Source organism: Acinetobacter sp. LipI_15 (genome assembly GCF_058242865.1).
Genome location: NZ_JBZAYN010000001.1, coordinates 208,725 through 234,700 on the forward strand (window position 1 = coordinate 208,725; position 25,976 = coordinate 234,700).

At 41.9% G+C, this 25,976-nt stretch carries 22 protein-coding genes; 13 read left to right on the top strand and 9 right to left on the bottom strand.

Annotated elements, in window-relative coordinates:
- The first annotated feature begins 123 nt into the window (after nucleotides 1-123).
- The gene (locus AC4CU0_RS00965) at nucleotides 124-2,535 is read left to right on the top strand and encodes a YgiQ family radical SAM protein (protein WP_490742256.1); all 2,412 of its coding nucleotides are present in this window, start codon (nucleotides 124-126) and stop codon (nucleotides 2,533-2,535) included.
- Nucleotides 2,536-2,969: 434 nt separating this feature from the next.
- Nucleotides 2,970-3,512: a DUF2726 domain-containing protein gene (locus AC4CU0_RS00970; RefSeq protein WP_078189487.1), complete on the top strand. Its 543-nt coding sequence runs from the start codon at nucleotides 2,970-2,972 to the stop codon at nucleotides 3,510-3,512.
- 81 nt (nucleotides 3,513-3,593) lie between these two features.
- Here the strand turns inward: AC4CU0_RS00970 and AC4CU0_RS00975 are convergent, their stop codons facing one another.
- The 6 genes from AC4CU0_RS00975 to mdtD all read right to left on the bottom strand — a co-directional run bounded on the left by AC4CU0_RS00975 (nucleotide 3,594) and on the right by mdtD (nucleotide 9,977).
- Nucleotides 3,594-3,950: a RidA family protein gene (locus AC4CU0_RS00975; protein ID WP_180005213.1), complete on the bottom strand. Its 357-nt coding sequence runs from the start codon at nucleotides 3,948-3,950 to the stop codon at nucleotides 3,594-3,596.
- Between the two features lie 29 nt (nucleotides 3,951-3,979).
- The gene (gene shiA, locus AC4CU0_RS00980; protein WP_180077231.1) at nucleotides 3,980-5,296 is read right to left on the bottom strand and encodes a shikimate transporter; all 1,317 of its coding nucleotides are present in this window, start codon (nucleotides 5,294-5,296) and stop codon (nucleotides 3,980-3,982) included.
- A 234-nt stretch (nucleotides 5,297-5,530) separates the two neighbouring features.
- Complete coding sequence (gene dinB, locus AC4CU0_RS00985) at nucleotides 5,531-6,586, bottom strand: DNA polymerase IV (protein WP_490742257.1); 1,056 nt, start codon at nucleotides 6,584-6,586, stop codon at nucleotides 5,531-5,533.
- A 63-nt stretch (nucleotides 6,587-6,649) separates the two neighbouring features.
- Nucleotides 6,650-7,663 (bottom strand): MBL fold metallo-hydrolase, encoded by a 1,014-nt coding sequence (locus AC4CU0_RS00990; protein WP_490742258.1) that lies wholly within the window; start codon nucleotides 7,661-7,663, stop codon nucleotides 6,650-6,652.
- A 59-nt stretch (nucleotides 7,664-7,722) separates the two neighbouring features.
- Nucleotides 7,723-8,508, bottom strand: a complete 786-nt coding sequence (locus AC4CU0_RS00995; RefSeq protein ID WP_490742259.1) for a glycoside hydrolase family 25 protein — start codon at nucleotides 8,506-8,508, stop codon at nucleotides 7,723-7,725.
- A gap of 77 nt (nucleotides 8,509-8,585) precedes the next feature.
- Nucleotides 8,586-9,977, bottom strand: a complete 1,392-nt coding sequence (gene mdtD / locus AC4CU0_RS01000; RefSeq protein ID WP_180129642.1) for a multidrug transporter subunit MdtD — start codon at nucleotides 9,975-9,977, stop codon at nucleotides 8,586-8,588.
- A gap of 200 nt (nucleotides 9,978-10,177) precedes the next feature.
- On the opposite strand from mdtD, the gene AC4CU0_RS01005 reads away from it, so the two are divergent.
- The gene (locus AC4CU0_RS01005; protein ID WP_180008096.1) at nucleotides 10,178-10,315 is read left to right on the top strand and encodes a hypothetical protein; all 138 of its coding nucleotides are present in this window, start codon (nucleotides 10,178-10,180) and stop codon (nucleotides 10,313-10,315) included.
- Nucleotides 10,316-10,471: 156 nt separating this feature from the next.
- Nucleotides 10,472-11,437 (top strand): hypothetical protein, encoded by a 966-nt coding sequence (locus tag AC4CU0_RS01010; protein ID WP_078189479.1) that lies wholly within the window; start codon nucleotides 10,472-10,474, stop codon nucleotides 11,435-11,437.
- An 85-nt stretch (nucleotides 11,438-11,522) separates the two neighbouring features.
- On the opposite strand, the gene AC4CU0_RS01015 is transcribed toward AC4CU0_RS01010, so the two are convergent.
- Nucleotides 11,523-12,143 carry an LOG family protein gene (locus AC4CU0_RS01015; RefSeq protein WP_078189478.1) on the bottom strand — a complete coding sequence of 207 codons (621 nt, stop codon included), beginning with the start codon at nucleotides 12,141-12,143 and terminating at the stop codon, nucleotides 11,523-11,525.
- Between the two features lie 320 nt (nucleotides 12,144-12,463).
- On the opposite strand from AC4CU0_RS01015, the gene AC4CU0_RS01020 reads away from it, so the two are divergent.
- The 6 genes from AC4CU0_RS01020 (at nucleotide 12,464) to AC4CU0_RS01045 (ending at nucleotide 21,271) form a co-directional block, all read left to right on the top strand.
- Entirely contained in the window at nucleotides 12,464-14,035 is a 1,572-nt protein-coding gene (locus AC4CU0_RS01020) for a TerC family protein (RefSeq protein ID WP_180105626.1), read from the top strand.
- 388 nt (nucleotides 14,036-14,423) lie between these two features.
- Nucleotides 14,424-14,891: a YchJ family protein gene (locus AC4CU0_RS01025; RefSeq protein WP_490742260.1), complete on the top strand. Its 468-nt coding sequence runs from the start codon at nucleotides 14,424-14,426 to the stop codon at nucleotides 14,889-14,891.
- A 59-nt stretch (nucleotides 14,892-14,950) separates the two neighbouring features.
- On the top strand, nucleotides 14,951-15,595 hold the full coding sequence (locus AC4CU0_RS01030) for a trimeric intracellular cation channel family protein (protein ID WP_078189475.1): 645 nt from the start codon (nucleotides 14,951-14,953) through the stop codon (nucleotides 15,593-15,595).
- Between the two features lie 144 nt (nucleotides 15,596-15,739).
- The gene (niaP, locus tag AC4CU0_RS01035) at nucleotides 15,740-17,059 is read left to right on the top strand and encodes a niacin transporter NiaP (RefSeq protein WP_180005205.1); all 1,320 of its coding nucleotides are present in this window, start codon (nucleotides 15,740-15,742) and stop codon (nucleotides 17,057-17,059) included.
- 163 nt (nucleotides 17,060-17,222) lie between these two features.
- Entirely contained in the window at nucleotides 17,223-19,442 is a 2,220-nt protein-coding gene (gene parC / locus AC4CU0_RS01040; protein ID WP_168378242.1) for a DNA topoisomerase IV subunit A, read from the top strand.
- Between the two features lie 149 nt (nucleotides 19,443-19,591).
- Nucleotides 19,592-21,271 carry a long-chain-fatty-acid--CoA ligase gene (locus AC4CU0_RS01045; protein ID WP_180008091.1) on the top strand — a complete coding sequence of 560 codons (1,680 nt, stop codon included), beginning with the start codon at nucleotides 19,592-19,594 and terminating at the stop codon, nucleotides 21,269-21,271.
- A 57-nt stretch (nucleotides 21,272-21,328) separates the two neighbouring features.
- On the opposite strand, the gene AC4CU0_RS01050 is transcribed toward AC4CU0_RS01045, so the two are convergent.
- The gene (locus AC4CU0_RS01050; RefSeq protein WP_180088837.1) at nucleotides 21,329-21,718 is read right to left on the bottom strand and encodes a hypothetical protein; all 390 of its coding nucleotides are present in this window, start codon (nucleotides 21,716-21,718) and stop codon (nucleotides 21,329-21,331) included.
- 107 nt (nucleotides 21,719-21,825) lie between these two features.
- On the opposite strand from AC4CU0_RS01050, the gene AC4CU0_RS01055 reads away from it, so the two are divergent.
- Nucleotides 21,826-22,224: an MAPEG family protein gene (locus AC4CU0_RS01055; RefSeq protein WP_078189470.1), complete on the top strand. Its 399-nt coding sequence runs from the start codon at nucleotides 21,826-21,828 to the stop codon at nucleotides 22,222-22,224.
- 115 nt (nucleotides 22,225-22,339) lie between these two features.
- Nucleotides 22,340-22,876, top strand: coding sequence for an inorganic diphosphatase (gene ppa / locus AC4CU0_RS01060; protein ID WP_078189469.1), 537 nt, complete (start codon nucleotides 22,340-22,342; stop codon nucleotides 22,874-22,876).
- Nucleotides 22,877-22,978: 102 nt separating this feature from the next.
- Here ppa and AC4CU0_RS01065 read toward each other — a convergent pair whose 3' ends face one another.
- Entirely contained in the window at nucleotides 22,979-24,298 is a 1,320-nt protein-coding gene (locus AC4CU0_RS01065; RefSeq protein ID WP_180026517.1) for an OprD family outer membrane porin, read from the bottom strand.
- 716 nt (nucleotides 24,299-25,014) lie between these two features.
- On the opposite strand from AC4CU0_RS01065, the gene AC4CU0_RS01070 reads away from it, so the two are divergent.
- Nucleotides 25,015-25,791: a TorF family putative porin gene (locus AC4CU0_RS01070; protein ID WP_180039913.1), complete on the top strand. Its 777-nt coding sequence runs from the start codon at nucleotides 25,015-25,017 to the stop codon at nucleotides 25,789-25,791.
- Nucleotides 25,792-25,976 lie beyond the last annotated feature (185 nt).

The following is a 25,976-nucleotide window of genomic DNA, read 5'->3' on the forward strand; positions in this document are numbered from 1 at the left end:
TCTGTAGCTATTGTATAAATTATAATCAAGCATGATGAATGGAATTCATGGTAAAATGATCGGCTTTCATCTTCTTTGATCTTTTTTCAGATCATTCCATCTGCCAGCCGAGAATTGCTAGCCATGTCTACTGCTTATACTATGCAGACTGCGCCAAAAGCGTTGTTTGATTACGACAAATATTGGGCGTCTTGTTTTGACCCTGCGCCATTTTTGCCGATGTCACGCGAAGAAATGGATCAACTCGGTTGGGACAGCTGCGACTTTATTTTGGTTTGCGGTGATGCGTATATCGATCATCCATCATTTTGTTCAGGCATTATCGGCCGTACCCTTGAAGCGCAAGGCTTCCGTGTCGGGATTATTGCTCAGCCAGACTGGACCAATGTAGAAGCGTTCCGTGTATTGGGTAAACCGAATATCGCTTGGGGCGTGACTGCCGGCAACATGGATTCAATGATCAACCGTTATACGGCAGACCGTAAAATCCGTTCGGATGATGCATATTCTCCGGATAATCAACCGAATAAACGTCCAGACCGCGCAGCAACGGTATATTGCCAGCGTGTGCGTGAAGCTTATCCAGATGTGCCTGTATTATTGGGCGGTATTGAAGCCTCGCTGCGCCGTATTGCACATTATGATTATTGGTCAGACAAAGTCCGCCGTTCAGTATTGATGGACTCGAAAGCCGATCTATTGATGTATGGTAACGGTGAACGTTCAATCACGGAAATCATGCATCGTTTGGCGCGTGGCGAAAAAATTCACGAAATTACCGATGTTCGTGGTACAGCATTTATTGTGAATAAAAATAACCGGGCTTCAAAAGCGAAGTTTGTTGAAATTGCATCGAATGATGTCGATGCGATTGGCCGTGTCGATCCGATCATTAACCCGTACGTGATGACTGAAGACCTTGAAGGCTGTGAAATCGAGAAAGGCAAAGACAGCGTTACGCAATATCAGGGCTTCCAAAAAGAGGCGGTAGCAAATCCGATTGTTCGTGAAGGCGATAATTTAGACGCCGACACGCAAATCGTGCAGCTGCAACCTGCATCAAAAGCCATTAAGCATAAATTGCCGCCGCGTGAATTGGCGGTGATTCGTTTGCCTGCCTATGAAGATGTGGCGAATGATCCTGTGCTGTATGCACATGCCAACCGTATTTTGCATTTGGAAACCAATCCGGGCAATGCGCGCGCGATGGTGCAAAAGCATGGTGAACGTGATGTTTGGCTGAATGCGCCACCGATTCCCTTGACTACAGAAGAAATGGATTATGTGTTTGACTTGCCGTATGCACGTCTGCCACATCCTGCGTATGGTGAAGCGCGTTTCCCTGCCTTTGACATGATTAAGTTCTCCGTGAACATCATGCGCGGCTGTTTTGGCGGCTGTACCTTCTGCTCAATTACAGAGCATGAAGGGCGTATTATTCAAAACCGTTCTGAAGAATCGATTTTGCGCGAAGTTGAAAAAATTCGTGATACCGCACCGGGCTTTACCGGAATTATCTCGGATTTAGGCGGCCCAACAGCCAATATGTACCGTTTAGCATGTAAAGATCCTGAGATTGAAAAGAACTGCCGTAAGCCGTCGTGTGTATTCCCTGGTGTGTGTCAAAACTTGCACACAGATCATGCGCCTTTAACCCAGTTATACCGTAAAGCGCGTTCATTGCCGGGGATTAAAAAGATTCTGATCGGTTCTGGTTTACGCTATGACCTTGCGGTGTTAAACCCAGAATATGTCAAAGAATTGGTGACACATCACGTCGGCGGTTACTTGAAGATTGCGCCTGAACATACCGAAAAAGGTCCATTATCGAAGATGATGAAACCGGGGATCGGGACCTATGACCGTTTCAAACAAATGTTTGATCGTTTCAGTAAGGAAGCAGGGAAAGAGCAGTATCTCATTCCTTACTTTATTGCAGCGCATCCGGGTACGACGGACTATGACATGATGAACTTGGCGATTTGGCTGAAGAAGAATGGTTTCCGTGCCGATCAGGTGCAAACCTTCTATCCATCACCAATGGCGACTGCAACGACCATGTATTACACCGGTAAAAACCCGCTGGCTAAAGTGGCGCGTTATACTGAAAATGTCGATATCGTGAAAGGTGAAAAACGCCGCCGTTTGCATAAAGCCTTCTTACGTTACCATGATCCAAACAACTGGCCGTTGCTACGTGAAGCGCTTAAAGAAATGGGGCGTCAGGATCTGATAGGGAACTCAAAACAGCATTTGATTCCGACGTATCAGCCTGCGGGTAGTGCTGAGGGCCAATACCAATCTGCACGTAAAAAGAACTCAAGCATTGCGGGTGATTCACAAAAACGTACAGGCGAACAAGGTAATCGGACGAAGGCTGCTCAATCGCGTCCTTCAAATACCAAGAAGCGTCCTGAGCGCGGTCAAATCTTGACGCAGCATACTGGTCTGCCGCCGCGTGAAACGGGTGATGCGAAAAAACCTTTTGGCGGTCCGAAACCCAAAGGAAAATCGAAGCCTAAATCACGCGCTTAAAATGATTAAATAAAAAAAGACACTTCGGTGTCTTTTTTTATGGGTGTTATGCTTGGCAGCATAAGACAGTTTGCATTTTTATATGCTGTTACAAGCTCAATGCCATATGTGTGTCGGTTATCTCAATGAAATACGAGCAAAATTTGACAGCTTATCGGAATTGTCTGACAGTGAGAGGAAATGCACTTGCTGTCATTTTAGCGAATGATCTAAAGTATCTGTATATAGCAATGGATGCTATTACTCTGAACGAAGTGGCATGTGATGTTTAACGCTTTAAGTTTGCAACTTTTTGTCAGTTTAAATACGTATTGTGTGAAAGTTAGAGTTATTTTTTTTAATAGGAAATTAAAAAAATAATACTGGTTGTATACTTCGTCTTCATAAGAAGTATGTCAAAAACCAAAAATATAAGAAATATAAAGGATTATGAGATGACTATATACATAGTAATAGGGAGTATTTTACTCTTCTGTGTGCTCATAATGGCTTGGAAAAGTTTAGAAGGTGATTCTAAGCAACAAGATAGTGCATTGAAACAACGTGCTATTTTCAACATTAATGAGCAATTAACCTACACGCGTTTAAAAGAAATTTTGCCTAAGCATACGATCCTCGCGCATGTGTCTTTTGATGCACTGTTGACCACGAAATATTATCGTACGCGGAATAAGTATCGAAATATGGTGGCGGACTTTGTTGTCCTCGATGAACAGCATCAGATTTTGGCGATCGTCGCTTTAGATGATCCAATGGTACTCAAACGGATGCAGCAGTCGCAATATCAAGATGCTTTGCTCGCTTTGGCAGGCTATCGTGTCATTCGTTATGATGATGTGCCTGAGTACGTTCAATTACGCGAAGATTTCTTAAATGAGCAGCGTGTACAAGCGCCATTTGTACCGGTTAATGATTTGAAAAAATATCATTTATATTCAGATTTGGAACGTAAAAAGATCAAAATTATTGGATCTTAGGGATTCAAAGAGCAAAGCCTTTTGCAAAAAAAAGCGTGTCTTTAGACATGCTTTTTTTTAATGGTTATTTAGGCTTAATGATTATTCAGGCTTAACGGCTACGACGGTTAATTCTACCAGTACACGCGGGTCGTATAATTTGGCTTCAACACAAGTTCTGGGTAATGCTTCAATGTCTGACACCCACGCATCCCATACCTCATTGAATGCGGCATAATCCTGTTCAATATCTTTCAGATAAATGGTCACTGACATAATCTGGCTTTTATCTGTACCGGCATCTGCAAGAAATTGATCAATGATCTCAAATGTTTGCTGTGTTTGTCCTTTGATGTCTAAATCAAGGTCTGTTGCCAATTGACCTGCCAAATGGATCAATTGACCGGAAATAGCGATTTCGGAGAAGCGTTTTGAAACATGCAGGCGTTGGATGGTCATGCGGAATATCCTGAAAGCAAAAAGGTCACTTAATCTTGAGTTTTAGGCATTGTAGCTGCAACTAAGGCCGTCAATAAACAGCCGACAGCAAGGTAAATTGCCACATAATGCCATGAACCATCACCCCAAATCACCAAAGCTGCTGCAATCATTGGGGTAAAGCCACCACCGATAATACTGGCCACTTGATAGCCGACACCTGCGCCACTGTAGCGATAGGCGGTACCAAACAAGGAGGTAAAAATCGGTTGGTGTACACTCACCACCATATCATGGGCAATATTGGCAAGGAAAATTGCACCGACAATAATCAGCCAAGTATTTTGTGCATCAAGGGCCATGAAGAAGGGAAAAGCTGAAAGCGCACCAATTAAGCCACCCAGCACGCACATTTTACGATGATCAAATCGATCTGCTAGCCACGCAAAGAGCGGAATGCTGAAGCAGCTAATGGCACCAACCATTAAGGTGATATTGAGGAAGAACTGTTTGTCCATGCCCAATTGAGCGGTGGAATAATTCAGTGCAAAGTTCGTCACCAAATACATGGTGAGTAACTCGGTCAAGCGCAGCGCAATAATGTAGAAAAAGGCTTTGGGGTGTTGGCTAATCGCTTGCAGAATCGGTAATTTTTGTGGCGTTTGTTGAGCTTTGACCACATGGTCGACAAATTCTTGAGATTCGTCTTGATCACGTCGGATCCACATTGCGATAGCCAGCAAGACAATACTGGCAATAAAGGGAATTCGCCACGCCCAATCGGCAAAAGCATCTTCACCCAAAGTGGCAATAATCAAAGACACAGCGCCTGTTGCCAGAACGAGTCCGACGCCATAGCCAATTTGTACACCACTACTGTAAAAGGCTTTTTTGCCTTTCGGGGCATTTTCTACAGCCATCAGGGCAGCGCCGCCCCATTCACCACCAACCGCAAAACCCTGTATTGCTCGAAGTGTCACGAGCAGGATCGGGGCCCACCAACCGATGGCCGCAAAATTGGGTAATAAACCGATACCGACAGTCGAAATGCCCATCAGGATGACGGTGAGCACCAACATTTTTTTCCGACCCAGTTTGTCACCAAAATGTCCAAACACAATGCCGCCTAAGGGGCGGAACAGGAAGCCGACGCCAAATGTGGCTAAAGCAGCAAGCGTGCCCATATTGTTGCCAATACTGGGGAAAAACTGATCTTTGAAAATGAGTGCGGCAACAATGCCATAAAGTAAAAAATCGTACCAATCGACTACGGCACCAATGAAGCTACTTAATGCGGCTTTACGCGCACGTTGTTCTTGATTTTGTGAAATATTTTGAGGATTTGGAGCAGATTTTGCAGAAGGCATACAGCGGGGTATTCCATGATTGACAACAGAGTTGCCCTGTAATATTCGGATTTGATCGTCACGCCAATCACAGGACAGCATGCTGAAAGTAAAGGTGATTTTCAGCATCTCAGCGCATACACGGATAATGTAGTGCGCTGATAGAGTACTCTAATTTTAGGCTTTGTGAATAGCAAATTGCTTTAAATTTGCTCTTCTGCCTAAATATTAAGCAAATACGATCTTCATGAAGTTTTAGAGCAGCGAAAGTTGTGCTTCTTGGTTTTGCGCACTTAATTGATAGACCCCTACGCCAATCAGACGAAATTGATCGTCCTCAGAAATATGCATTTCATGCAGTAATTGCTGCAATACCTGCGCAAGGTCTTCACGATGATTCAGTGACGTTTTAAAACTTTTACTGTGCTGTAGCACTTGGAAATTCTTCAGTTTTAATTTGGCCGATACACCGCGCGCGCTTAACTGCTTTTTTTCTAAACTAGACCAAACTTGGTCAATCAGTTTGGGCCAATAGGGCTGACATTGGTTCAGGGTGAGATCATCATCAAAAGTGGTTTCTTTGGAAATCTGCTGACGCTCGCGGCTAGATTGGACCGGTCGTTCATCAATCCCTTGTGCATACAGATAAAGTTGTCGTCCATATTTACCGAAATGATGAATCAGAAAGGCTTCTTCAATTTGTTGTAAATCACCTAATGTATTGAGTTGCATGGCTTTTAATTTTTCTTGAGTCACTTTTCCCACACCAGGAATTTTTTTCAGTGCCAAGTCATGGATGAAATGCAGAACTTGTGAAGGTTTGATAATACAAATGCCATTGGGTTTGTTCCAATCAGAAGCGACTTTAGCCAAAAATTTATTGGGCGCGACACCTGCGGAGGCAGTTAAACCAGTGCTTTGTAAAATCTCTGCCTGAATTCGCATAGCGACTTCGGTGGCGCTCGGAATGTGTTGTAAATTTTCTGTGACGTCCAAATAAGCTTCGTCTAAAGATAGCGGCTCAATCAGAGACGTATAGCGTTGAAAAATGGCATGAATTTGTGCCGAAACGGCACGATATTTTTCAAAATTAGGTTCAATCACCACGACCTGTGGGCAGAGTTTACGGGCCTGTGCCATCGACATTGCAGAGCGTAAACCAAACTCACGTGCAGGATAGGACGCGGCACAGATGACTGCACGAGGGTGATGTGAAGACACAACAACAGGAAGCTGCTTGAGTTCTGGACGTTCCCGCAGCTCTACAGATGCAAAAAATGCATCCATGTCGATATGTATGATTTTCCTCATGCCTAGTTAGATCAGTGCCTAAAAATTGAATTTCAGTATCGCACAGTCAATCCAACGCTTTCCTCAATTTTTTAACTCGAACGACACAGGTTGACTGAGTAAAACCACCTTGGTGTTTTGAGCTGCTGCCGACTGTATCAATAGATTTAAGCTTTGAGGGGTGTCATCGGCAAAGCGGGGTAAAAATTCGAGCTCTGGATTCAGTAGTTTGAAAAAATTATCCCAATGAATTGGAATCACGGTGCTGGGTTGAAGGGTCGCTAAGGTTTCTTTGAAATATTGCTGTTGAAACGCCGTCGTTTGCTTGGAAAGCTGAGCGATGCCTAAAAATAAAGTATCTACTTCTAGTTTTTGCAACTGTTTGGGCACAGCACCTGTACTGGCTTTGACTAAACTGTAATGCGGCCCATATTGGATGAGATAATCATATGATCCACCTTCTTTAAACTGACTAAAATGTGCAGGGAGTTGCAGTGGCTGCGAAATTTCTTCCCCCAAATCATCATTCACGGCCGTTGGCGGAGTATGTTGCGAGGGGATGGCAGTAATGGTGAATTTACCGATTTGCATCGGCTGCCATGCTTGAACTTCGTGTAATTGTGATTCAGCGATTGGCATTGCCCGTGCAATATTTAAGGTGCTTTTAGAGCCGACAATCATGGCCTTGGGGAGCTGGTGGGCCAACATTGGAATATCGAGCGCATGATCATAATGTGAATGAGTCACGAAAATAGCACGAGTGCGTTTTAAGTCGTATTGGTCGATATAGCTGTGTAATAAAGGCTGATCACTTTGGATTTGAGTGAATATGGTCTGACTGAGCGATGGCCGACTAAAGAAGCCATCGATGAGGATTTGCTCTTGGCCATCGTCAAACAGTAAAGTCGAAACACCAAAGAATTTTACGTGATAGGGCGCCGCTGAGTGAGTATCTGTAGTGCTTTTTGCGGGATGTTGATAATGCCACGTTTTAAACACTGCCAAGGTCCCTGAAGGTTGGATCAAGTAAACCAATATCCCGATGGCGAGGATTATAAAGACTGAAAATATAATAAGAAAAATTTTTAAAATACGCATCCTGCGACTCAGTTTTCATGGATTATTTTGTTCGATGTTGTCCTGAGTCGGTGAATAAATCAACGGGGTTTGATCGGGGAAACGCCGTTTTTGTCTAAAAACTCAGTCCATGCCTTGGCATCACCTGAAAATACATTTAAATCGACGGTGGTCGAGATGCCTTGAATTTTTCCTTGATTAGTATGTTGCCAAATCAGCCATTTCGGATTGTTTTTTAGATCGGGTGGGCCTTTATATTCGCGGACCCACAGCGGCGTCTGTTTAAACTCGCCAGCTAAGACAATATTATAAAAAGACTTCGAGGTATAAAAAATCGGTTGTTTGCCATAATGGCGGTGCAAGCGATCATGCATATAGCTGATTTCTTTGAGTAACTGCTCTTTGCTGTAGGTGTTAATGCAGTTGGTGTCATATTCCAAATCAATCACGGGAGGAAGGGCATCGGCTTTTTTTGGCACGGAAGCAATAAAATTTTCCGCCTGAATCTTGCCATCACGGCACAGACGGTAAAAATGATAGGCCCCAACTAAAAAGCCGTTTTCCCGTGCTTGTAACCAGTTGTCTTGAAATTTTCGATCTTTAAAATCGCCACCTTCTGTGGCTTTGAGATAAACGAATTGGTATTTTTTAGGTGAAATTTTTGACCATTGAATATCTTTTTGATGATGAGAAACATCAAAACCTTTGACGGGATATTCTTCTGCAGATGCAGGGCGATGCGGCATCACGGCTAAATAACCTAATCCAGCCACCACCATGACGCCGCTGATAGCGCTGAGTGCAATAATCGGGCTGTATTTTTTGAGTGAACTTTTAGAGGTACGTGATTTGGCTTTTTTAGGCATGAAAATGTATCCAAGTATCCCTTTTATCATAACCTTTTAAGGGTTGATCTGTCATAGATTTGCCCGATGACATAGGTTTAGACGTCCACATGTTTAGGAATCTGCCAAAAAATCGCTGCGGTAATCAGGTTAATGCAGCCGAGTAAAATCAAGGTGCTATGGAATGCCGTTTCGATTTGTGTAGGACCATAATAGGCCGTAAACACGTTGACTAAAGTCCCTGCCAAAGCCACACCAATACTCATGGATACCATCATAATCATCGACAAGAAACTGTTGCCACTGCTGGCATCTTGTTGGGGTAAATCTTTGAGGGTTAAGGTATTCATCGAAACGAATTGCAGCGAATTTAAAATACCAAAAATAAAAAAGTGTAAGGCACGTAACCAAGTGGGGGTTTCAGCCGTAGAGAGTGCAAAACTGCAAATACAGGCGCCGACCAAGAAAGTATTTACCAATAACACTTTACGATAGCCAAAACGTTGAATAATTTGACGAATAATCGGTTTTGATGCCAATGAACCGAGTACAGTCGGTATCATCAATAACCCTGTGATAAAGGGCTCAAAGCCAAAAGCCACTTGTAGCATTAAGGGAATCAAAAATGGCATGGCATTGCCGCCAAGGCGGGCAAAGAAGTTGCCGATAATGCCAATGGCATAGATCCGATTTTGAAATAATTTACTGCGAAACAGCGCATTGGCATGGGTATGTGCATGAAAGGCATAGATCAAACTAGCGATGATCCCCGCAGCGACCAAAAGCAGGCTCCACCATAGCGGCAGATGCGGGCTGGCAAAGTTTTCAATGCCTAACGATAACCCCACCATGGCGACGACCAATAAGAAAAAACCCATAAAGTCGAAGCGTTGTACGCTCGGTTCGGTCACATTGGGCATGGCTTTAAAGGTAATGAGTACCCCTAGCAGTCCCATTGGAATGTTAATTAAAAAGATCCAATGCCATGTTGCAACTTCCACCATCCAACCGCCAAGGGTAGGGCCTATTAAGGGGCCCATCAAACCGGCAAGGCTCATTAGACTCATGGCCGATAAAAACTGTGTCCGAGGAATCACTTTGAGCATTGCCAAACGCCCAACAGGTAGCAGTAATGCGCCACCTATGCCTTGAATTACCCGATAAACCAGCAGCTCATTCAGGCTATTGGCCATACCGCAGCCTAGTGATGCTAACGTAAAAATAATAATGGCTGTGAAATACGTATTTCGTACGCCAAAACGATCGGCCAACCAACCACTTAAGGGAATACACGCTGCGACAGACAAGACATAGGCCACGACCACACTATGCATTTGAAGTGGGTCTTCACCTAGACTTCTCGCCATAGCAGGGATTGCGGTATTGACGATGGTCGTATCCAGGCCTTGCATAAAAAAGCCAATAGAGACCAATAGCACTAGAAGTCTAAATTCGGGTTGTAAAGCCTGATGCGTTGGCGTGCTATTCATATGTCAATAAAGCTGAGATTTTTAAACAGTTTAAATGAATATTGCCATTTGGATGTAGTAAAAGCTTTGCATAATTGAGCCAAAAAATTGCAAGAAAAATGCAATGAAAGTTTCATCTCTATGCAACCTAATGTTTATAAATTGGTCATATTTTAATAAAAGACGAATGAAAACATGAAACTACAAGTTTCGGCACTGATGTGGTTAAACAAGGCGATGTGGGACCTGAAGGTCTGATTTTTATTGCGGCCAAAGATTCGCCCAATGCCCAACCTTTGTTGGTGGTTGGAAATGAAGTGAACGGTAGCACTGCGGTTTATCAGATTAAATTGAAATAATTTAATTTTAAATTGTTGTTTTATCTAAATTTTTTATTTTAGTGGCGAGAAAAACACGGCACAAAATTGTATGAACGCCAGATAAACTGTCATAATGCGCTCAAGTCCTTCATTTATTGGAGGGCTTTTTCTTTATGGCAAAGGTGTTTTGTTTTCATGACAATCGAAATTCTGATGGTCATAGGCTTCTGTCTCGCGGCCTATTCTATTGTCGGTAATGATGTGCCACAGACATTGGGAACCTTTATTTCATCCAATGCGCATCGCCCTTGGTGGCTGTTGTGGATCTATGTCAGCAGTATTCTAGCCATTGTATTGGTTTATGGTTGGTACAGTTCTGGCGTGGGGGATGCATCTTATGGTCGTTTGGAAACGATTCCATTTCCCGCAGAAGGGGTCACGTGGCTCTATATTGTGCCACCGATCTTACTGATCATTTTGACTCGCTACGGAATCCCGGTCAGCACCACATTCTTAGTGTTAACGATTTTCTCTCCGAGTAGTCTTGGGTCGATGTTAACCAAGTCGATGATGGGTTATGCGGTAGCTTTTGTTGTTGCGATTATTGTTTATCGATTTGTGATTAAAGGCATCTCGGTTTATTTCAGTAAAACACGTGATGAAACACCCTCGAATATTTGGGTGGGACTACAGTGGGTTTCGACGGCATTTTTATGGAGTCAGTGGCTGATTCAGGATTTGGCCAATATTTTTGTCTACGTCCCTCGTCAGGTGCCGCTGGAGTTCCTGATTTTTGCAATTGTGGTGTTTATCGTACTGCTTGGGATCATTTTGTACCAACGTGGCGGGGCGATTCAGGGCATTATCGACACCAAAACGGGTGTGGCTGATATCCGCTCGGCAACCATTATCGACTTTATGTATGCCTTGATTTTATTGGTGTTCAAAGAGTGGAGTAATATTCCTATGAGTACCACTTGGGTGTTCTTGGGTTTACTCGCAGGACGTGAATTTGCCATGTCCATGCATTTACATGAAGTGAATAAATATCGAACTTCACGAAATGTCAGCAAAGATGCGATGAAATTGATGCTTGGTTTATTGATGAGTATTTTCTTAGCGACAACCTTGCCATGGTTCTATCGTGTGGTGTCGGGTTAAGTCGGCACGATCTCTATTTGAAGTAGGATATCGAGTAATAAAAAAGGGGAATAATTTATTCCCCTTTTTGACATCTAAAATACAGTTAGACCACGAAATTTTTTGGGCAATCTAAATTTTTTAGTGCACTAAAGATCTGCTTCGAAGAATTACATACGATCAGTTTGGCACGATGCTGCGGCGGCAAGAAACCTTCAGCGACCGCATGGTCTAATTGTGCAATTAGTGCATCATAGAAGCCATTGACGTTATAAAGCATCATCGGTTTTTGGTGTTGATTCAACTGTCCCCAAGTGGCGATTTCTAAAATTTCTTCGAATGTGCCGAGACCACCGGGCAGGGCAACAAAGGCACTGGCACGTTCTGCCATCATGGCTTTACGCTCATGCATACTGCGCACGACGTGTAATTCAGTCAAATGATTATGTGCAATTTCATAATCCAACATAAACTCAGGAATCACACCAACGGCTTCGCCGCCATGTTCGACCACAGCGTCAGCGACTTGACCCATCAGGCCAATACTGGCTCCACCATAGACCAGACCAAAACCATGTTCAGCCAAGCCTTGCGCTAATGCGATGGCTTTTTCTTGATAAATTGGATTGTTACCAGAGCGGGAGCCGCAATACAGTGCGATTAAAGGTTGTGTTGTAGCAGGAGAAGGATTACCACGTTTTTCTGTCATTTTTAATCCGCTATTCATTACGTTTTAATTTTACCTTAGCATGTTATTTTTTATGACACTACATTGGCAGCTAAATATGACAATTTAATGTCATCACTGGGTTTAAATTCTTCCTTACTGAGATTGTACTTTGGTAAAAAAGGGTGAATTTTTACCTTAACTTGCTATACTTAAAACTTCATTTCAAGCTAAAGAACCGTCATGGGTAGTGGTTGTTGTCACTCAGCACACATCAAAATATTAGAAAGAACGCCATTAAAAGCGTTTGCGCATGTCCAATGCATATCATCTTCAAATCAGCATGATCCACGTGTGAATAACATTCAGGAGATACAACCATGATCTTTGAATGGATGTCCGATCCTTCTGCATGGGTGGGTTTATTGACACTGGTGGTGCTTGAGATTGTTTTAGGTATCGATAACCTGGTTTTTATTGCGATTCTTGCGGAAAAATTACCGCCAGAACAGCGTAATACCGCACGGATTGTCGGCTTATTGCTTGCACTGTGTATGCGATTGGTCTTACTGGCCTCAATTGCATGGGTGGTGACTCTAACCAATCCACTGTTCCATATTTTCGACCATCCATTCTCCGGTCGAGACCTAATCTTACTGTTTGGTGGGGTGTTCTTGCTATTTAAAGGCACCATGGAACTGCGTGAACGTCTTGAAAATAAGCCGATGCTCAAGGAAGAAAATCCTGTGCATGCGACGTTTTGGATGGTGATTGTGCAGATTGTGGTGCTCGATGCTGTGTTCTCGCTCGACAGCGTGATTACTGCTGTCGGGATGGTGAAACACCTGTCAGTCATGATGATTGCGGTCATTATTGCTGTCGGCATCATGCTGTGGGCATCTAAGCCTCTGATGAACTTCGTGAACCGTCATCCAACGGTAGTGATTCTGTGCCTGTGTTTCTTGATGATGATCGGTTTCTCGCTCTTAGTCGAAGGCTTTGGTTTCCATATTCCAAAAGGCTACTTATATGCAGCCATTGGTTTCTCCGTACTGATTGAGTTTTTGAACCAAACCATGCGTCATAATCAGGAAAAAATGGTGACAACCACAGACTTACGTTATCGCACAGCCTCAGCTGTGATGCGTATGCTCGGTGGGAAAAATGTTGCAGACAATCAAAATGAAAATGAAGATGTGCTTGCAACACGTGCTTTTGCTGATGAAGTCTTTGATGAAGACAACGGGGTTTACCACAGTGTCATGGTACAAGGGGTACTGGGTTTATCTGAGCGTCCAGTAAAGTCCGTGATGACACCTCGTCCTGAACTGGAATGGATTGATTTAGATGAAGAACCTGAGGCGATTCGTGCTCAATTACTCAGTACCACGCATTCACGTTTAATTGTGGCACATGGTGAGCTTGACAATATTGCGGGTGCGGTACTGACTCATAAAGTCATGAATGACTATATTGAAACGGGCGTACTCGATTTCGAAAAACATCTCCGTGAGCCAGTGGTGGTGCATGAAAATGCTCAAGTTTTGATGGTGATGGAACAGCTACGTCAAGCGCCGTTGCAAATGGCCTTGGTGTTAAACGAATACGGTTCAATTGAAGGGATTGCAACACCGATCGATGTCTTAGAAGCGATTGCAGGTGAGTTCCCCGATGAAGATGAACCAGAGACGGCAGCAGAAAGCCTCGATGATGGTTCATTGTTACTCGATGGCTCAACGGACATTCGTCATGTGTCTTTATTGTTGGGTCGTGATTTGGTGGATGATGCTGAACAGTATTCAACTCTGTCCGGATATATCTTATTCCATTTGGGTCGTTTACCAGCCAATGGTGAAAAATTCAAAGCGGATGAACACATCTTTGAGGTGGTCACGATGGATGGTCATAAGATTGAAAAAGTGCATGTCATTCCCATGCCAACTGAAGATTAAGTTGCGTATCGGGGGGTAATCTATATAGATCACTGATGTTACGCACGTAAAAGTAATTACGCATTTTTAAAATGATTTTTAAGTCTATTCGACGGAGTCTTACATCTAGGGTTTAAATAAAGGGATTAGCCTTCGGCTGGAGGTACTTTTGGTTCGGCAAAAGTACCCAAAACCATTGTCATCCGCAAAACTCGTTCACTACCGTCAAATTATTCAAAGCATTGCAAAAACATTTTTGATTAGAAGTAGTCCTGTCTCAAACACTTGCGGATGACCTTACCGTGTATCATTCTTTTATTTGAATCGATACGGATCTACTGATGAAAATTGTGTGGAAAGATCCGTTAAAATAGCCTGCATTGTCAGGCTATTTTTTATGGAAACAAACATGTCACAAGTCCAATGTCCATGTGGCAAAGGTGAGTATGCCAACTGTTGTCAGCCCTTACATGCGGGCCGTGAAAATGCACAGACTGCAGAGCAGTTGATGCGTTCACGTTATAGTGCTTTTGCACAGCATGAGATTGATTATATTGTACAAACAACTGCAATTGGACAGCAGCAAGCCTTGGATGTGAGTACCATTGCAGCGTGGAGTCAGGTCAATCAATGGTTAAAACTTGAGGTGGTACAGGCTCAAGAAAAGCTCGATAAAAATCATGCTCAAGTTGAATTTAAAGCGCATTATCACGATGGGCAGCAAGCGCAAATACATCATGAAATTTCACACTTTGTGAAGTTCGAGCAGCGCTGGTATTTCCTGGATCCGACCACAGAGATGCAAATCACCATGAAGCAGCCGTGTATTTGTGGTTCTGGACGAAAATTTAAACAATGTTGTGCGCAATTTTTATAACATTTGAGTAGATTTAGCTTAGAATAGCGCGCATCTCAACCCTCAGTGGAAGAAGGGCGATGTTACTTACCGTTATTTATATTATCGCAATCACGGCAGAAGCAATGACAGGTGCATTGTCTGCGGGTCGGCGGAGTATGGACTGGTTTGGGGTAACATTAATTGCCTGTGTCACGGCACTGGGGGGCGGTTCGGTTCGTGATGTGCTACTTGGGCACTATCCGCTGACGTGGGTTAAGCATCCCGAATATCTCATGCTGACCTGCTTTGCTGCATTTGTCACCATCCTGATTGCAAAGTGGATGCGTCATCTTCGTAATATCTTCTTGGTTCTCGATGCCTTGGGTCTCATTGGTTTTACCATTATTGGCTGTCAAATCGCTTTAGAAATGGGACATGGTTTTGTGGTTTCTGCGGTAGCAGGGGTACTAACTGGTGTCTCTGGCGGTATTTTACGAGACATTCTATGTAACGATGTTCCTCTAGTGTTCCGTCGTGAACTTTATGCCAGTATTTCTTTTGTGTCCGTGATTTGTTATTGGCTCTGCATTGAGATTGGCTTATCGCTAGAATTGACCGTCATTGCGACGCTCATTTTCGGTTTCACCTTACGTCTGATCGCCATTTACTTTGGCTTAGAAATGCCTAAATTTATTTATAAAGATGATGATGATCAGTCAGTATCTTCAAAAGATTTGTCGTAGCCGCGTTGCTATAACATCACATTAAAATGCTAAAAAGACGGATCAATGGTCGGTCTTTTGCATGGATCTATACTAAAAAACGCAAAATCATACATCCTGTTGGGAAAGCAGTGTTCATCCTTCCACCAGTTCAGAGATCTTGTTATGGACTTAGTCTCACGTATACAACGCTTACCCATCGGTAAGTTTCACTACACTTTACTTTGGGTTATTGGCCTTGGCTGGATGTTTGACGCCATGGATACGGGGCTCATTTCCTTTATCTTAGCGAAAATGGCTGAAGATTGGGCCATGACGCCAAATGATAAAAGTTGGGTGGTCTCGATTGGTTTTGTTGGGATGGCGATTGGCGCGGTGTTTTCTGGAGGACTGGCAGATCGCTTCGGCCGAAAAACAGTGTTTGCATGGACATTGGTGATTTATAGCTTAGCCACCGCTGCATGTGCGTTTGCACCTAATCTAACTTGGTTGTTGGTATTTCGTTTTATTGTCGGCTTAGGTTTAGGGGGGCAACTCCCTGTCGCGGTGACTTTGGTCAGTGAATATATTCCGGCGCAAGTGCGTGGCCGTTTTATTGTCTTACTAGAAAGTTTTTGGGGACTAGGCTGGTTGGTTGCTGCATTGGTCTCACGCTTTATTATTCCTGATTTTGGTTGGCATGCAGCGTTCTTGATTGGCGGTATTCCTGCATTATATGCAATCGTGATTTGGAAAATGGTGCCCGAATCGGTGCCTTATTTAATCAACCGTGGACGTTTTGATGAAGCACACGCATTGGTGAAAAAGATTGAAGCCAAATGTGGTGTGCAAGTTGTTGAAATTTTTGAGGTCAAACCGGTTGCAGAAAAGCACAACATCAGTTTTTCACAGCTTTGGTCAGGCATTTTTGCACGTCGTACTTTAATGCTTTGGCTCATTTGGTTCGGTATCGTCTTTTCTTACTATGGCATTTTTACGTGGTTACCAAGTTTATTGGTCAAAGAGGGCTACACCATTGTTCAATCCTTTGAATATGTCTTGGTCATGATTTTGGCACAATTGCCAGGTTATATTGCAGCGGCATGGTTGGTCGAAAAATTGGGTCGTAAAGCTACTTTGGCTGGCTTCATTGGGATGTGTGCCATTTCGGCATATTTCTTCGGACAGTCTGGCAGTGTGACAGAGATTGTGATTTGGGGCTGTTTAATGTCTTTCTTTAATCTCGGTGCTTGGGGCGTACTTTATACCTATACACCAGAACAATATCCGGCCAATATTCGTGCCTTTGGTTCGGGCTGGGCGGGTGCCATTGGTCGGATCGGGGGCATTGCAGCACCTTTTGCCGTGACACATATGATGGATATGGATCATGGTTTTAGCTATGTCTTTATGATGTTTACTGCAGTCTTAATTGCAGTTGCCGTGGTGATTTTGGTTTTAGGTGAGGAAACCAAGGGCAAAACTTTAGAATCCATCGGTCTATAAAGACTGTTGAATTTTTAGTTGATCATGGTGAATAAAATGGATATTTTTACGCCATAAGACACAATTTGTCGCAGAGTGTTAGATCATCCCCTTGTATAGGGGACACCTGCGACATAGCATAAGAACCCAATAAAGAACGAACAATTTAGGATTACAGGTTGTTATGACAAGCCTTGCGCATCATGCGACAGAAAACCGTTCCGTAGCAGAATTTACCGAACAAGCATATCTCAACTACGCCATGTACGTGATTATGGATCGTGCATTGCCACATATCAGTGATGGTTTAAAACCCGTTCAGCGTCGTATTGTCTATGCGATGAGCGAACTCGGGTTAAAGCCAACGGGTAAGCCAAAAAAATCTGCACGTACGGTTGGTGATGTACTGGGTAAATACCATCCTCACGGTGACTCAGCTTGTTATGAAGCCATGGTCCTCATGGCGCAGCCGTTTAGTTATCGCTATCCATTTATTGAAGGTCAGGGAAACTGGGGCTCACCAGATGATCCGAAATCCTTCGCAGCAATGCGATATACCGAAGCAAAACTGTCTGCTTATAGTGATTTATTATTGTCTGAGTTAGGACAAGGGACCTGTGATTGGCAGGATAACTTTGATGGTTCGATGAAAGAGCCAGTGAATTTACCGGCACGTGTTCCAAATATTTTACTCAACGGCACAACGGGTATTGCAGTGGGTATGGCAACCGATATTCCACCGCACAACTTACGTGAAGTGGTGAAGGGTACCATCGCCTTAATTCGCAATCCTAATTTAACCGATGAAAAAGTCGCAGAATATATTCCCGCACCTGATTTGCCGACACGTGCGGAAATTATTACCTCTCCAGAAGAATTACTCAAAATACAAACCACGGGTCGCGGTAGTTATCGAACTCGTGCGGTGTACAGCATTGAGAAAAATGAAATCGTGATTACGGAGCTGCCGTATCAGGTTTCAGGTTCAAAAGTGATCACGCAGATTGCAGATCAAATGCAGGCGAAGAAGTTGCCATTGGTCACGGATTTACGTGATGAGTCAGATCATAAAAACCCAACACGTTTAGTGATTGTCCTGCGCTCGAATCGTATTGATGCTGAATCGGTGATGAGTCATCTATTTGCAACCACTGACTTAGAGTCGAGCTATCGTGTCAATATGAACATGATTGGCGCTGACGGTCGTCCGCAAGTGAAATCGATCCGCCGTATTTTGTTGGAATGGATTGAAATCCGTAAAAATACCGTGACACGTCGTTTGACTTATCATCTGAATAAAATTGAAAAACGGTTACATATACTTGCAGGCTTGATCATTGCTTATCTGAATATTGATGAAGTAATTCGTATTATTCGTGAAGAAGATCAGCCTAAACCGGTGTTAATGACGCATTTTAATATCGATGAAATTCAAGCCGAAGCCATTTTAGAACTCAAGTTACGTCATTTGGCAAAACTTGAAGAAATGGAAATGCGCCGTGAACAAGAAGAACTGGAAGCCAAAGCTGCCATTATTCGTGAACAATTGGCGAATCCTGAATCATTAAAAGCCTTGATCATTAATGAACTGAAAGAAGATGCGAAGAAATTTGGTGATGACCGCCGTTCTCCAATTGTGAAACGTGCAGAAGCCCATGCGATTAATGAACAAGATATGCTTCCTGCAGATCCTGTGACTGTGGTGTTGTCTGAAGCAGGTTGGATTCGCTCGGCGAAAGGTCATGAAGTCGACGCTGAGAACTTAAATTTCCGTGCAGGTGACCAATATCTCAGCCATGCACAAGGTAAATCAAATCAACGTGTTTATGTCTTAGATGATGCCGGTCGTAGCTATGCTTTGGGCATCAATACTTTACCATCCGCGCGTGGTTTAGGTGAGCCTCTGAGTTCTAAACTTGCACCTGCAAGTGGTGTTGGCTTTAAACAAGTATTTATTGCTGAAGATGAAACAGAAGTCTTGGCCATGAGTAGTAAAGGCTATGGCTTTAAAACCCAAGCGAAAAATCTAGATACCAATGCCAAAGCGGGTAAAGCCTTCCTTAGCTTGTCCGAAGGGGCGGCAGTTATGAATTTAACGGCGATTGAGAATGCAACACATCTTGCACTCCTCAGTTCTGCGGGGCGTTTGCTGTTGGTTGAACTTGATGAATTACCAGTCCTAAATAAGGGTAAAGGTAATAAATTGATACAACTTGAGGCAAAAGATCAAATTGTATCCATGACAACTTTGAATTTAGATGAAATAATTCAAGTGCTTGCAGGTAATCAACAATTAAAGCTTAAAGCCGACGATCTGCAAAAATATGTGGGCAAACGTGCATCGAAAGGCGTGTTGTTACCACGTGGATATCAAAAAGCAAATAAACTGTTCATTCAAAGATAATACTAGCATCCATGGAACGAAATACGTTATATATGCTGTTATTCGTGAAATGGATGCAATATTAAGCACAAACAAGTTAAATAATGACCGCTTAATATTGAAAAAAAACAGTTGGATTATTAAGGATTACGACAGGAGAATTGGGCGTTATGGAAAAGATTTGGTTCGCTGAATACCAAAAGACAGGGATTCCAGAAACTGTAGAATTACCCGCAGAAAATACCTCATTGGTCGATATTTTTGAGCGTAATTTCCAGAAGTTTGGCTCAAGAGATGCCTTTATCTTTATGGATAAAGTCTTAACTTTTAAAGAACTTGATGAAGCTAGTCGTAAATTTGCAACTTATTTGCAAAGTTTAGGTTTGGCCAAAGGTTCACGCGTTGCAGTCATGATGCCGAACGTTCTTCAATATCCTGTTGTCGCATTGGGTGTATTCCGTGCTGGCCTGGTATTGGTCAACGTGAATCCACTGTATACCTCTCGTGAACTTGAGCATCAATTGAATGACTCTGGAACAGAAGCTCTTGTTATTATTGAAAACTTTGCATCTGTTTACCAAGCGATTATTGGTAAAACCCCAGTAAAACACGTGATCGTGGCATCTGTGGGTGACATGCTTGGTACGCTGAAAGGTACATTGGTTAACTTTGTATTACGTTCAGTACGTAAACAAATTCCAGCTTGGAACATTCCAGGTCATATTCGCTTTAATGCAGCAATGTCTAAAGTGAGTGCAAACAATTACAAACGTCCAAACTTAACTTTAAGTGATACTGCTGTACTTCAGTATACCGGTGGTACAACTGGCGTATCTAAAGGCGCAGAATTGACACATCGTAACCTTGTGTCAAACATGTTGCAGTGTGATGGTATTTTCCAAAGTAAATTTGGTCAGCAAGATGGTCAGCCAGATGATCGTATCTTCTGTGCATTACCGCTGTATCACATCTTTGCATTTATGGTGTGTGCACTTTACGGCATGTACAAAGGTCAGGCGAACGTATTGATTCCTAACCCGCGTGACCTACCTGCGGTAATGAAAGAATTACGTAAATACCAACCTTCATTCTTCCCAGCAGTGAACACTTTGTTTAATGCTTTGGTGAACAATGAAGAGTTCAAGCAACTTGACCACAGCAAGCTAAAAATGGCGATGGGTGGTGGTATGGCAGTACTTCCTTCGACTGCAGAAGCGTGGAAGAAAGTTACCGGTACCAATATCATCGAAGGTTATGGTTTATCAGAAACTTCACCTGTTGCAACCGCAAACCCTCCAGCGTCTATGGAATTCAGCGGTACAATTGGTATTCCATTGCCACTGACTGAAGTTGCTATTTTAGATGATGATGGCAATGAAGTTGCTCAAGGTGAGCAAGGTGAAATTTCGATTCGTGGTCCTCAAGTCATGAAAGGCTATTGGAACCGTCCAGATGAAACTGCCAAAGTAATGACGGCGGACGGTTTCTTCCGTACAGGTGACATTGGTGTCATGGATCCACGCGGTTATGTGAAGATTGTAGACCGTAAAAAAGACATGATTTTGGTATCGGGTTTCAACGTTTATCCTTCTGAAATTGAAGAAGTTGTTGCAAAACATCCAAAAGTACTAGAAGTTGCTGCGATTGGTGTTCCTGATGAAAAATCAGGTGAAGTACCTAAATTATTCGTTGTGAAAAAAGATCCATCTTTAACAACTGAAGAAGTTTTGGCATTCGCAAAAGAAAACTTAACTGGCTATAAACGCCCACGTTATGTTGAATTTATGGATGAATTACCAAAATCGAACGTCGGTAAAATTCTACGTAAAGATTTGCGTAAAACAGCATAATACGATGCATAAAAAAGCGCCTTCGGGCGCTTTTTTTATCGCTTTAAATTTAGCTTATTAAAGCTTACCTTTATTCATCGACCAGCGATCAAAGTAGCGACGTCCTACACCAAAAACACCTAAGAAAATAAACATCGCGCCGAACTGACGACTAAAGCCAGATTGGTTATAGCTGCCATAGGTTAAAATATTGTCGACTAAACAATATAGTGCAATGACAATGACCCAATGCCAAAGGGGAAGTTGCTTGATGGAAACTGCATAGAATGCAATCCACATGATGACAAAGCTGAAAACAGTCGACCAGACATTTAAGTTGGCGCAGATCACAGCTAGTAAAAATGCAGTCACAGGAATGACGATTTTTAAGACACGATCGACGCGAAGCTGATGGCGTTTTTGCTCTTCAAGAACTTCAAATAATTGATCTCGATCAGAAGTGCTCATAGAGGATCCTTTCATCTGCCGATTATAAAAACACTATATTTAACAAAAATTATTCACGAAATGCCATGGTATTATAGCAGCCATAAAATCTTCCTGAGAAAAAACACATGCACAGCATCAGTGGGATCATCTATCTCATTTTGGCCGCTTGTTTATTGCCATATGTATTTACATTTATTGCGAAGCGAGCTGCAGGTTTTAAGTCGAGTGATAATCAAAATCCACGTGAAGTTTTAGCGCGCTCAACAGGGTTGGCGAGCCGCGCACATGCAGTGCAGCAAAATAGTTTTGAAAGTTTACCTTTATTTATTGCGGCTATTCTAATGGCCGAATACATGGTGATTCATCAGCAATACATCATGACCTTTGGGATTGCCTATCTCGTTTTACGCGTTATTTATGGGCTATGTTATTTAGCCAATTGGGCAACTTTACGTTCAATTATTTGGACCTTGTCGATGTTATGCCCAATTTGTCTGATGTTATTGGTCATTAAATTAAGCTAAATGTTCTGCTTGATGATTAAATTATCAGCATGATCGCTAAAATCACAAAAAAAGCGATAAAACCGTTATAATTGTGCCGGATTAAAAGATTTAACTTTGTTTAAAGAGTGATGCTATGAGCTACAGCAATATCCCAGCGGGTAAAGATGCACCAAACGACATCTATGTCATTATTGAAATTCCTGCAAATGCAGCACCAATCAAATACGAAATCGATAAAGATTCTGATGCGTTATTTGTAGACCGTTTCATGGGTACTGCAATGTTCTACCCAGCGAACTATGGTTATGTTCCAAATACATTATCTTTGGATGGTGACCCACTAGACGTACTTGTGGTAACTCCACATCCAGTAGAACCAGGTTCTGTAATTCGTTGCCGTCCTGTTGGTAAATTGAACATGGAAGATGACGGTGGTGTTGACGCAAAACTCGTTGCGGTTCCACACGACAAATTGACTCCGCTTTATAAAGATGTTCAAGAATATACAGATCTTCCTGCGTTATTGATCAATCAAATTGAACATTTCTTCCAACACTACAAAGACTTAGAGCCTGGTAAATGGGTTAAGTTAAGTGGTTGGGAAGGTGCTGATGTTGCGAAACAAGAAGTACTTAGCTCAATTGAAGCTTACAAAGCTGCGAACAAATAATATTGTTTTAAGTTGAGCATCGTTTTTAGATGAAATCGATGCTCATAAAAAAACCTGCACAGTGTGCAGGTTTTTTTTCGCTATCTTAGAGTCGCTGCGAAATTAAAATAATTTCACAGGGATGTCTAACCAAATACGCCATTCATTGGTATCACCAATATAGTTGTTTTGGTAGTTATTACTAGCGCGGTAGTAAGAATGACGAAGGCGTAAGCTTGCATCTTTGGCAAAACCAGATTGAACGGTATATTTCACTTGGTTAAAGAATTCGCGTTCTTCTTCATTGTCGCTAATCATTGTGCCAGCATTATTAGTGGCTTTAATATCCCAACCGTAAACAAATGCTGAAGTCCAAGATAGGCCTGGAACATTTAATGCGCCAAAGTCATAGGTATATTGAAGTTGTACAGACTTTTCATCATTACCAATAAAGTCAGATAGATACGAGTTTGGCATGTAAATAGATTGTTTACCATCACCAACGTTTGTACCTAAGCCATAGTCGTAACCGGTATTACCAAAGTTTTGTTGGTAAGCAACCATGACATTGTGTGGACCACGATTATATGTTGTAGAAAGGGCAGCGATTGAGTTATCGAATGAGTCGTTGCTTTCACCAATTTGAGAATATAAGTATTGATTAGCATCTTTATCCCATTTTGTGTGATAAGCGCTTAAATCATAAGTCAATGAGCTTTTATCAGCTAAACCTTGAGTAAAATTGGCATTGATATAATGACGATCTAAACGATCTTTAATATCTGTACCATAGTAAGCAAGATTTAATTGATCATTTGCTTTATATTTTGCACCCCAAACAATTGCGCGGTCTAACTTAGCACCATCAGAATTAATTTGATTTGATAATTGATTTTCAGTGAATTTACCAGCGATCAGGTTAAGATTATTAATCTCATTACTTTCAACCAAAACACCTGTGTAGTATTCAGGTACTAGTCGTGCAGTATTACTTGCTAAAACAGGGATGTCGAGAAGTTGTGTACCGTAAGTTGCAGTCGTATTTGAAATACGTGCTTTTACATATGCACCGCCACGCGCCCAGTGATCATAAGCATCAACTTTACCATTCGCATCTTTGCTACCATGCGTTGGAATCATATCGTTACCGGTATGAGCATTTTCACCAAGTTTGATTGATGCATCGCCTATGATACCCGCTGCAAAACCAACAGTGCCTTTGGTAAAACCTGAATCAAGATTTACGATAGCAGTTTGCGCAAAAGAGCTAGTATCATCTACGCCATTTTTTTTATCACGATGTAAATAACCTGTACGGAACAATACAGAGCCTTCGGCATCTTCCACAAAGCCTTTAGATTCGCTTTGTTCGCTAGCAAAAGCAGTAGAAATAAGAGCAGCGTTTACTAATACTGCAAGTGTTAGTTGTTGAGCTTTAAGCATTGGGAGAGAGCCTCATGCAAATTTGGTTAATATGTAGTGCGATTGTATATTTTTTCTTAAAAAAATCACTATTTTTAATGCGCTTATTACACTAAAGTTAGAAAACATTCAGATCATCGGTCAATCTGTAATAAGCAAATGTTTCGTATGTTATTGTTGTTTAACAAATAGTTTATTTAAATTGAATATATATTAAGCTAAAGAGAAGTTTCTTCATTGCTTATCATAAAAAAATATAAAAAACGGTAAAAACTTTCATTTAACTTGCTGATTTATCATTACTCTTCGCGACAATTTGTGCTGAATTTAAATTGGTATTTTGATCAAAAAGTATAAAAACTGCTGAGGTGCATGGCATCAATGTTCAGGCTAAGTAAGTACTGTTGGCGTGTTTTTTTGTAAATAGAGAATGACTTTTAGCGAAGTCGTCAGAAATGTTTTCCTTAAAATCTAGCTCAATAAAAGATGATAATAATCGTGATAAATACATATAAATTAAAACATTAAATCATTGTTAAAGACTGGAACACGATAAAAGATATTTTATGAATCAAAAGCTTATTTTTTACTATTTTATATAATCTTACCTTTGTTTTTAAATGATTTAATTGATCAAAATAAGAAAAAAGGGGCTATACAGTGCGGTAAAATCGATTAAAATCGGCGCTAAATTTTACTCAACCCAATCCACGATCGATCCGATGTGGGGACTAAACATGATTCAATTTTATAAAAAAGCAATTTTAAGTATTTTAGTGACCCTAGGTACAGTCCCTGCATTTGCAGAACAAACTGAACAAGCCACAACTGCACAAGGGAATTGGTCTGGAAGTTTGGGCGTGGTAAACAAATATGTGTACCGTGCGAGTGAAGAAAATGATCAAGCTGCATTACAAGCCGGACTTGAATATGCACACAACAGTGGGCTGTTCGCGGGCTATTGGGGTTCTACACTCAACTATGACCCTACGGACGACAGTCAGTCACATGGTTTTGAACATGATTTCTATGTTGGATATGGACGTGAACTGAATGAAGATTGGAGCTATAAGTCACAAGTGATGGCCTATGTCTATCAAGGTGGCGGTTCAGTTTATAACGACGACCGATCTGAAAAGCGTCGCACAACGGGCGTCGAATTTATTCAGGACATAAGTTATAAAGATTTAACTGCAAGCATGGCTGTATTGTTGTCTGATGTTAATTATGGCAACGCAGGTGATGTATATCTGAATGCTACTTATAGCTATGCATTACCTTATGATGTTTCATTAAATTCATCGCTTGGTGTTTCTGTTTTTAATGACAGTCGTGATGACAGCCTATTAACAACCACAGAAGATGTGGTGTTCACTGAAGCACGTTTAGGCTTGAGTAAACCGATTGTAGATACTGGGTTTGAAATTGCTGCTGACTATGTATGGGGCGGTAAAGATCGTGAAGGTGAGCAATTAGACGATAACGTTGTGGTTGGATTAACCTATTCTTTCTAACATTAACGAGTTGATCGTATTCGGTCATATTCTTGAAAGTGCATAATGGTGATTGTGCACTTTTTTTATGCATTTTTGAGATCGGTGTTGAAAAAATATACTCAAAAAAGCGCATTTTTAAAATCCTGTTACATCTATCAACCCGAAGATTTAAATAATCTAAATAGATGAAAATCTGCATTCTA

Bases quoted from the DNA above. Each gene is read 5' to 3' on its own strand.
- parC (WP_168378242.1), top strand. From the start codon at position 17,223: ATGACAAGCCTTGCGCATCATGCGACAGAAAACCGTTCCGTAGCAGAA.
- AC4CU0_RS00990 (WP_490742258.1), bottom strand. From the start codon at position 7,663: ATGCGTATTTTAAAAATTTTTCTTATTATATTTTCAGTCTTTATAATC.
- AC4CU0_RS01020 (WP_180105626.1), top strand. From the start codon at position 12,464: ATGATCTTTGAATGGATGTCCGATCCTTCTGCATGGGTGGGTTTATTG.
- AC4CU0_RS01010 (WP_078189479.1), top strand. From the start codon at position 10,472: ATGACAATCGAAATTCTGATGGTCATAGGCTTCTGTCTCGCGGCCTAT.
- ppa (WP_078189469.1), top strand. From the start codon at position 22,340: ATGAGCTACAGCAATATCCCAGCGGGTAAAGATGCACCAAACGACATC.
- AC4CU0_RS01065 (WP_180026517.1), bottom strand. From the start codon at position 24,298: ATGCTTAAAGCTCAACAACTAACACTTGCAGTATTAGTAAACGCTGCT.
- AC4CU0_RS01045 (WP_180008091.1), top strand. From the start codon at position 19,592: ATGGAAAAGATTTGGTTCGCTGAATACCAAAAGACAGGGATTCCAGAA.
- dinB (WP_490742257.1), bottom strand. From the start codon at position 6,586: ATGAGGAAAATCATACATATCGACATGGATGCATTTTTTGCATCTGTA.
- AC4CU0_RS01030 (WP_078189475.1), top strand. From the start codon at position 14,951: ATGTTACTTACCGTTATTTATATTATCGCAATCACGGCAGAAGCAATG.
- AC4CU0_RS00975 (WP_180005213.1), bottom strand. From the start codon at position 3,950: ATGACCATCCAACGCCTGCATGTTTCAAAACGCTTCTCCGAAATCGCT.
- AC4CU0_RS00965 (WP_490742256.1), top strand. From the start codon at position 124: ATGTCTACTGCTTATACTATGCAGACTGCGCCAAAAGCGTTGTTTGAT.
- AC4CU0_RS01050 (WP_180088837.1), bottom strand. From the start codon at position 21,718: ATGAGCACTTCTGATCGAGATCAATTATTTGAAGTTCTTGAAGAGCAA.
- AC4CU0_RS00995 (WP_490742259.1), bottom strand. From the start codon at position 8,508: ATGCCTAAAAAAGCCAAATCACGTACCTCTAAAAGTTCACTCAAAAAA.
- shiA (WP_180077231.1), bottom strand. From the start codon at position 5,296: ATGCCTTCTGCAAAATCTGCTCCAAATCCTCAAAATATTTCACAAAAT.
- mdtD (WP_180129642.1), bottom strand. From the start codon at position 9,977: ATGAATAGCACGCCAACGCATCAGGCTTTACAACCCGAATTTAGACTT.
- AC4CU0_RS01025 (WP_490742260.1), top strand. From the start codon at position 14,424: ATGTCACAAGTCCAATGTCCATGTGGCAAAGGTGAGTATGCCAACTGT.
- AC4CU0_RS01070 (WP_180039913.1), top strand. From the start codon at position 25,015: ATGATTCAATTTTATAAAAAAGCAATTTTAAGTATTTTAGTGACCCTA.
- AC4CU0_RS01015 (WP_078189478.1), bottom strand. From the start codon at position 12,143: ATGAATAGCGGATTAAAAATGACAGAAAAACGTGGTAATCCTTCTCCT.
- AC4CU0_RS01055 (WP_078189470.1), top strand. From the start codon at position 21,826: ATGCACAGCATCAGTGGGATCATCTATCTCATTTTGGCCGCTTGTTTA.
- niaP (WP_180005205.1), top strand. From the start codon at position 15,740: ATGGACTTAGTCTCACGTATACAACGCTTACCCATCGGTAAGTTTCAC.
- AC4CU0_RS00970 (WP_078189487.1), top strand. From the start codon at position 2,970: ATGACTATATACATAGTAATAGGGAGTATTTTACTCTTCTGTGTGCTC.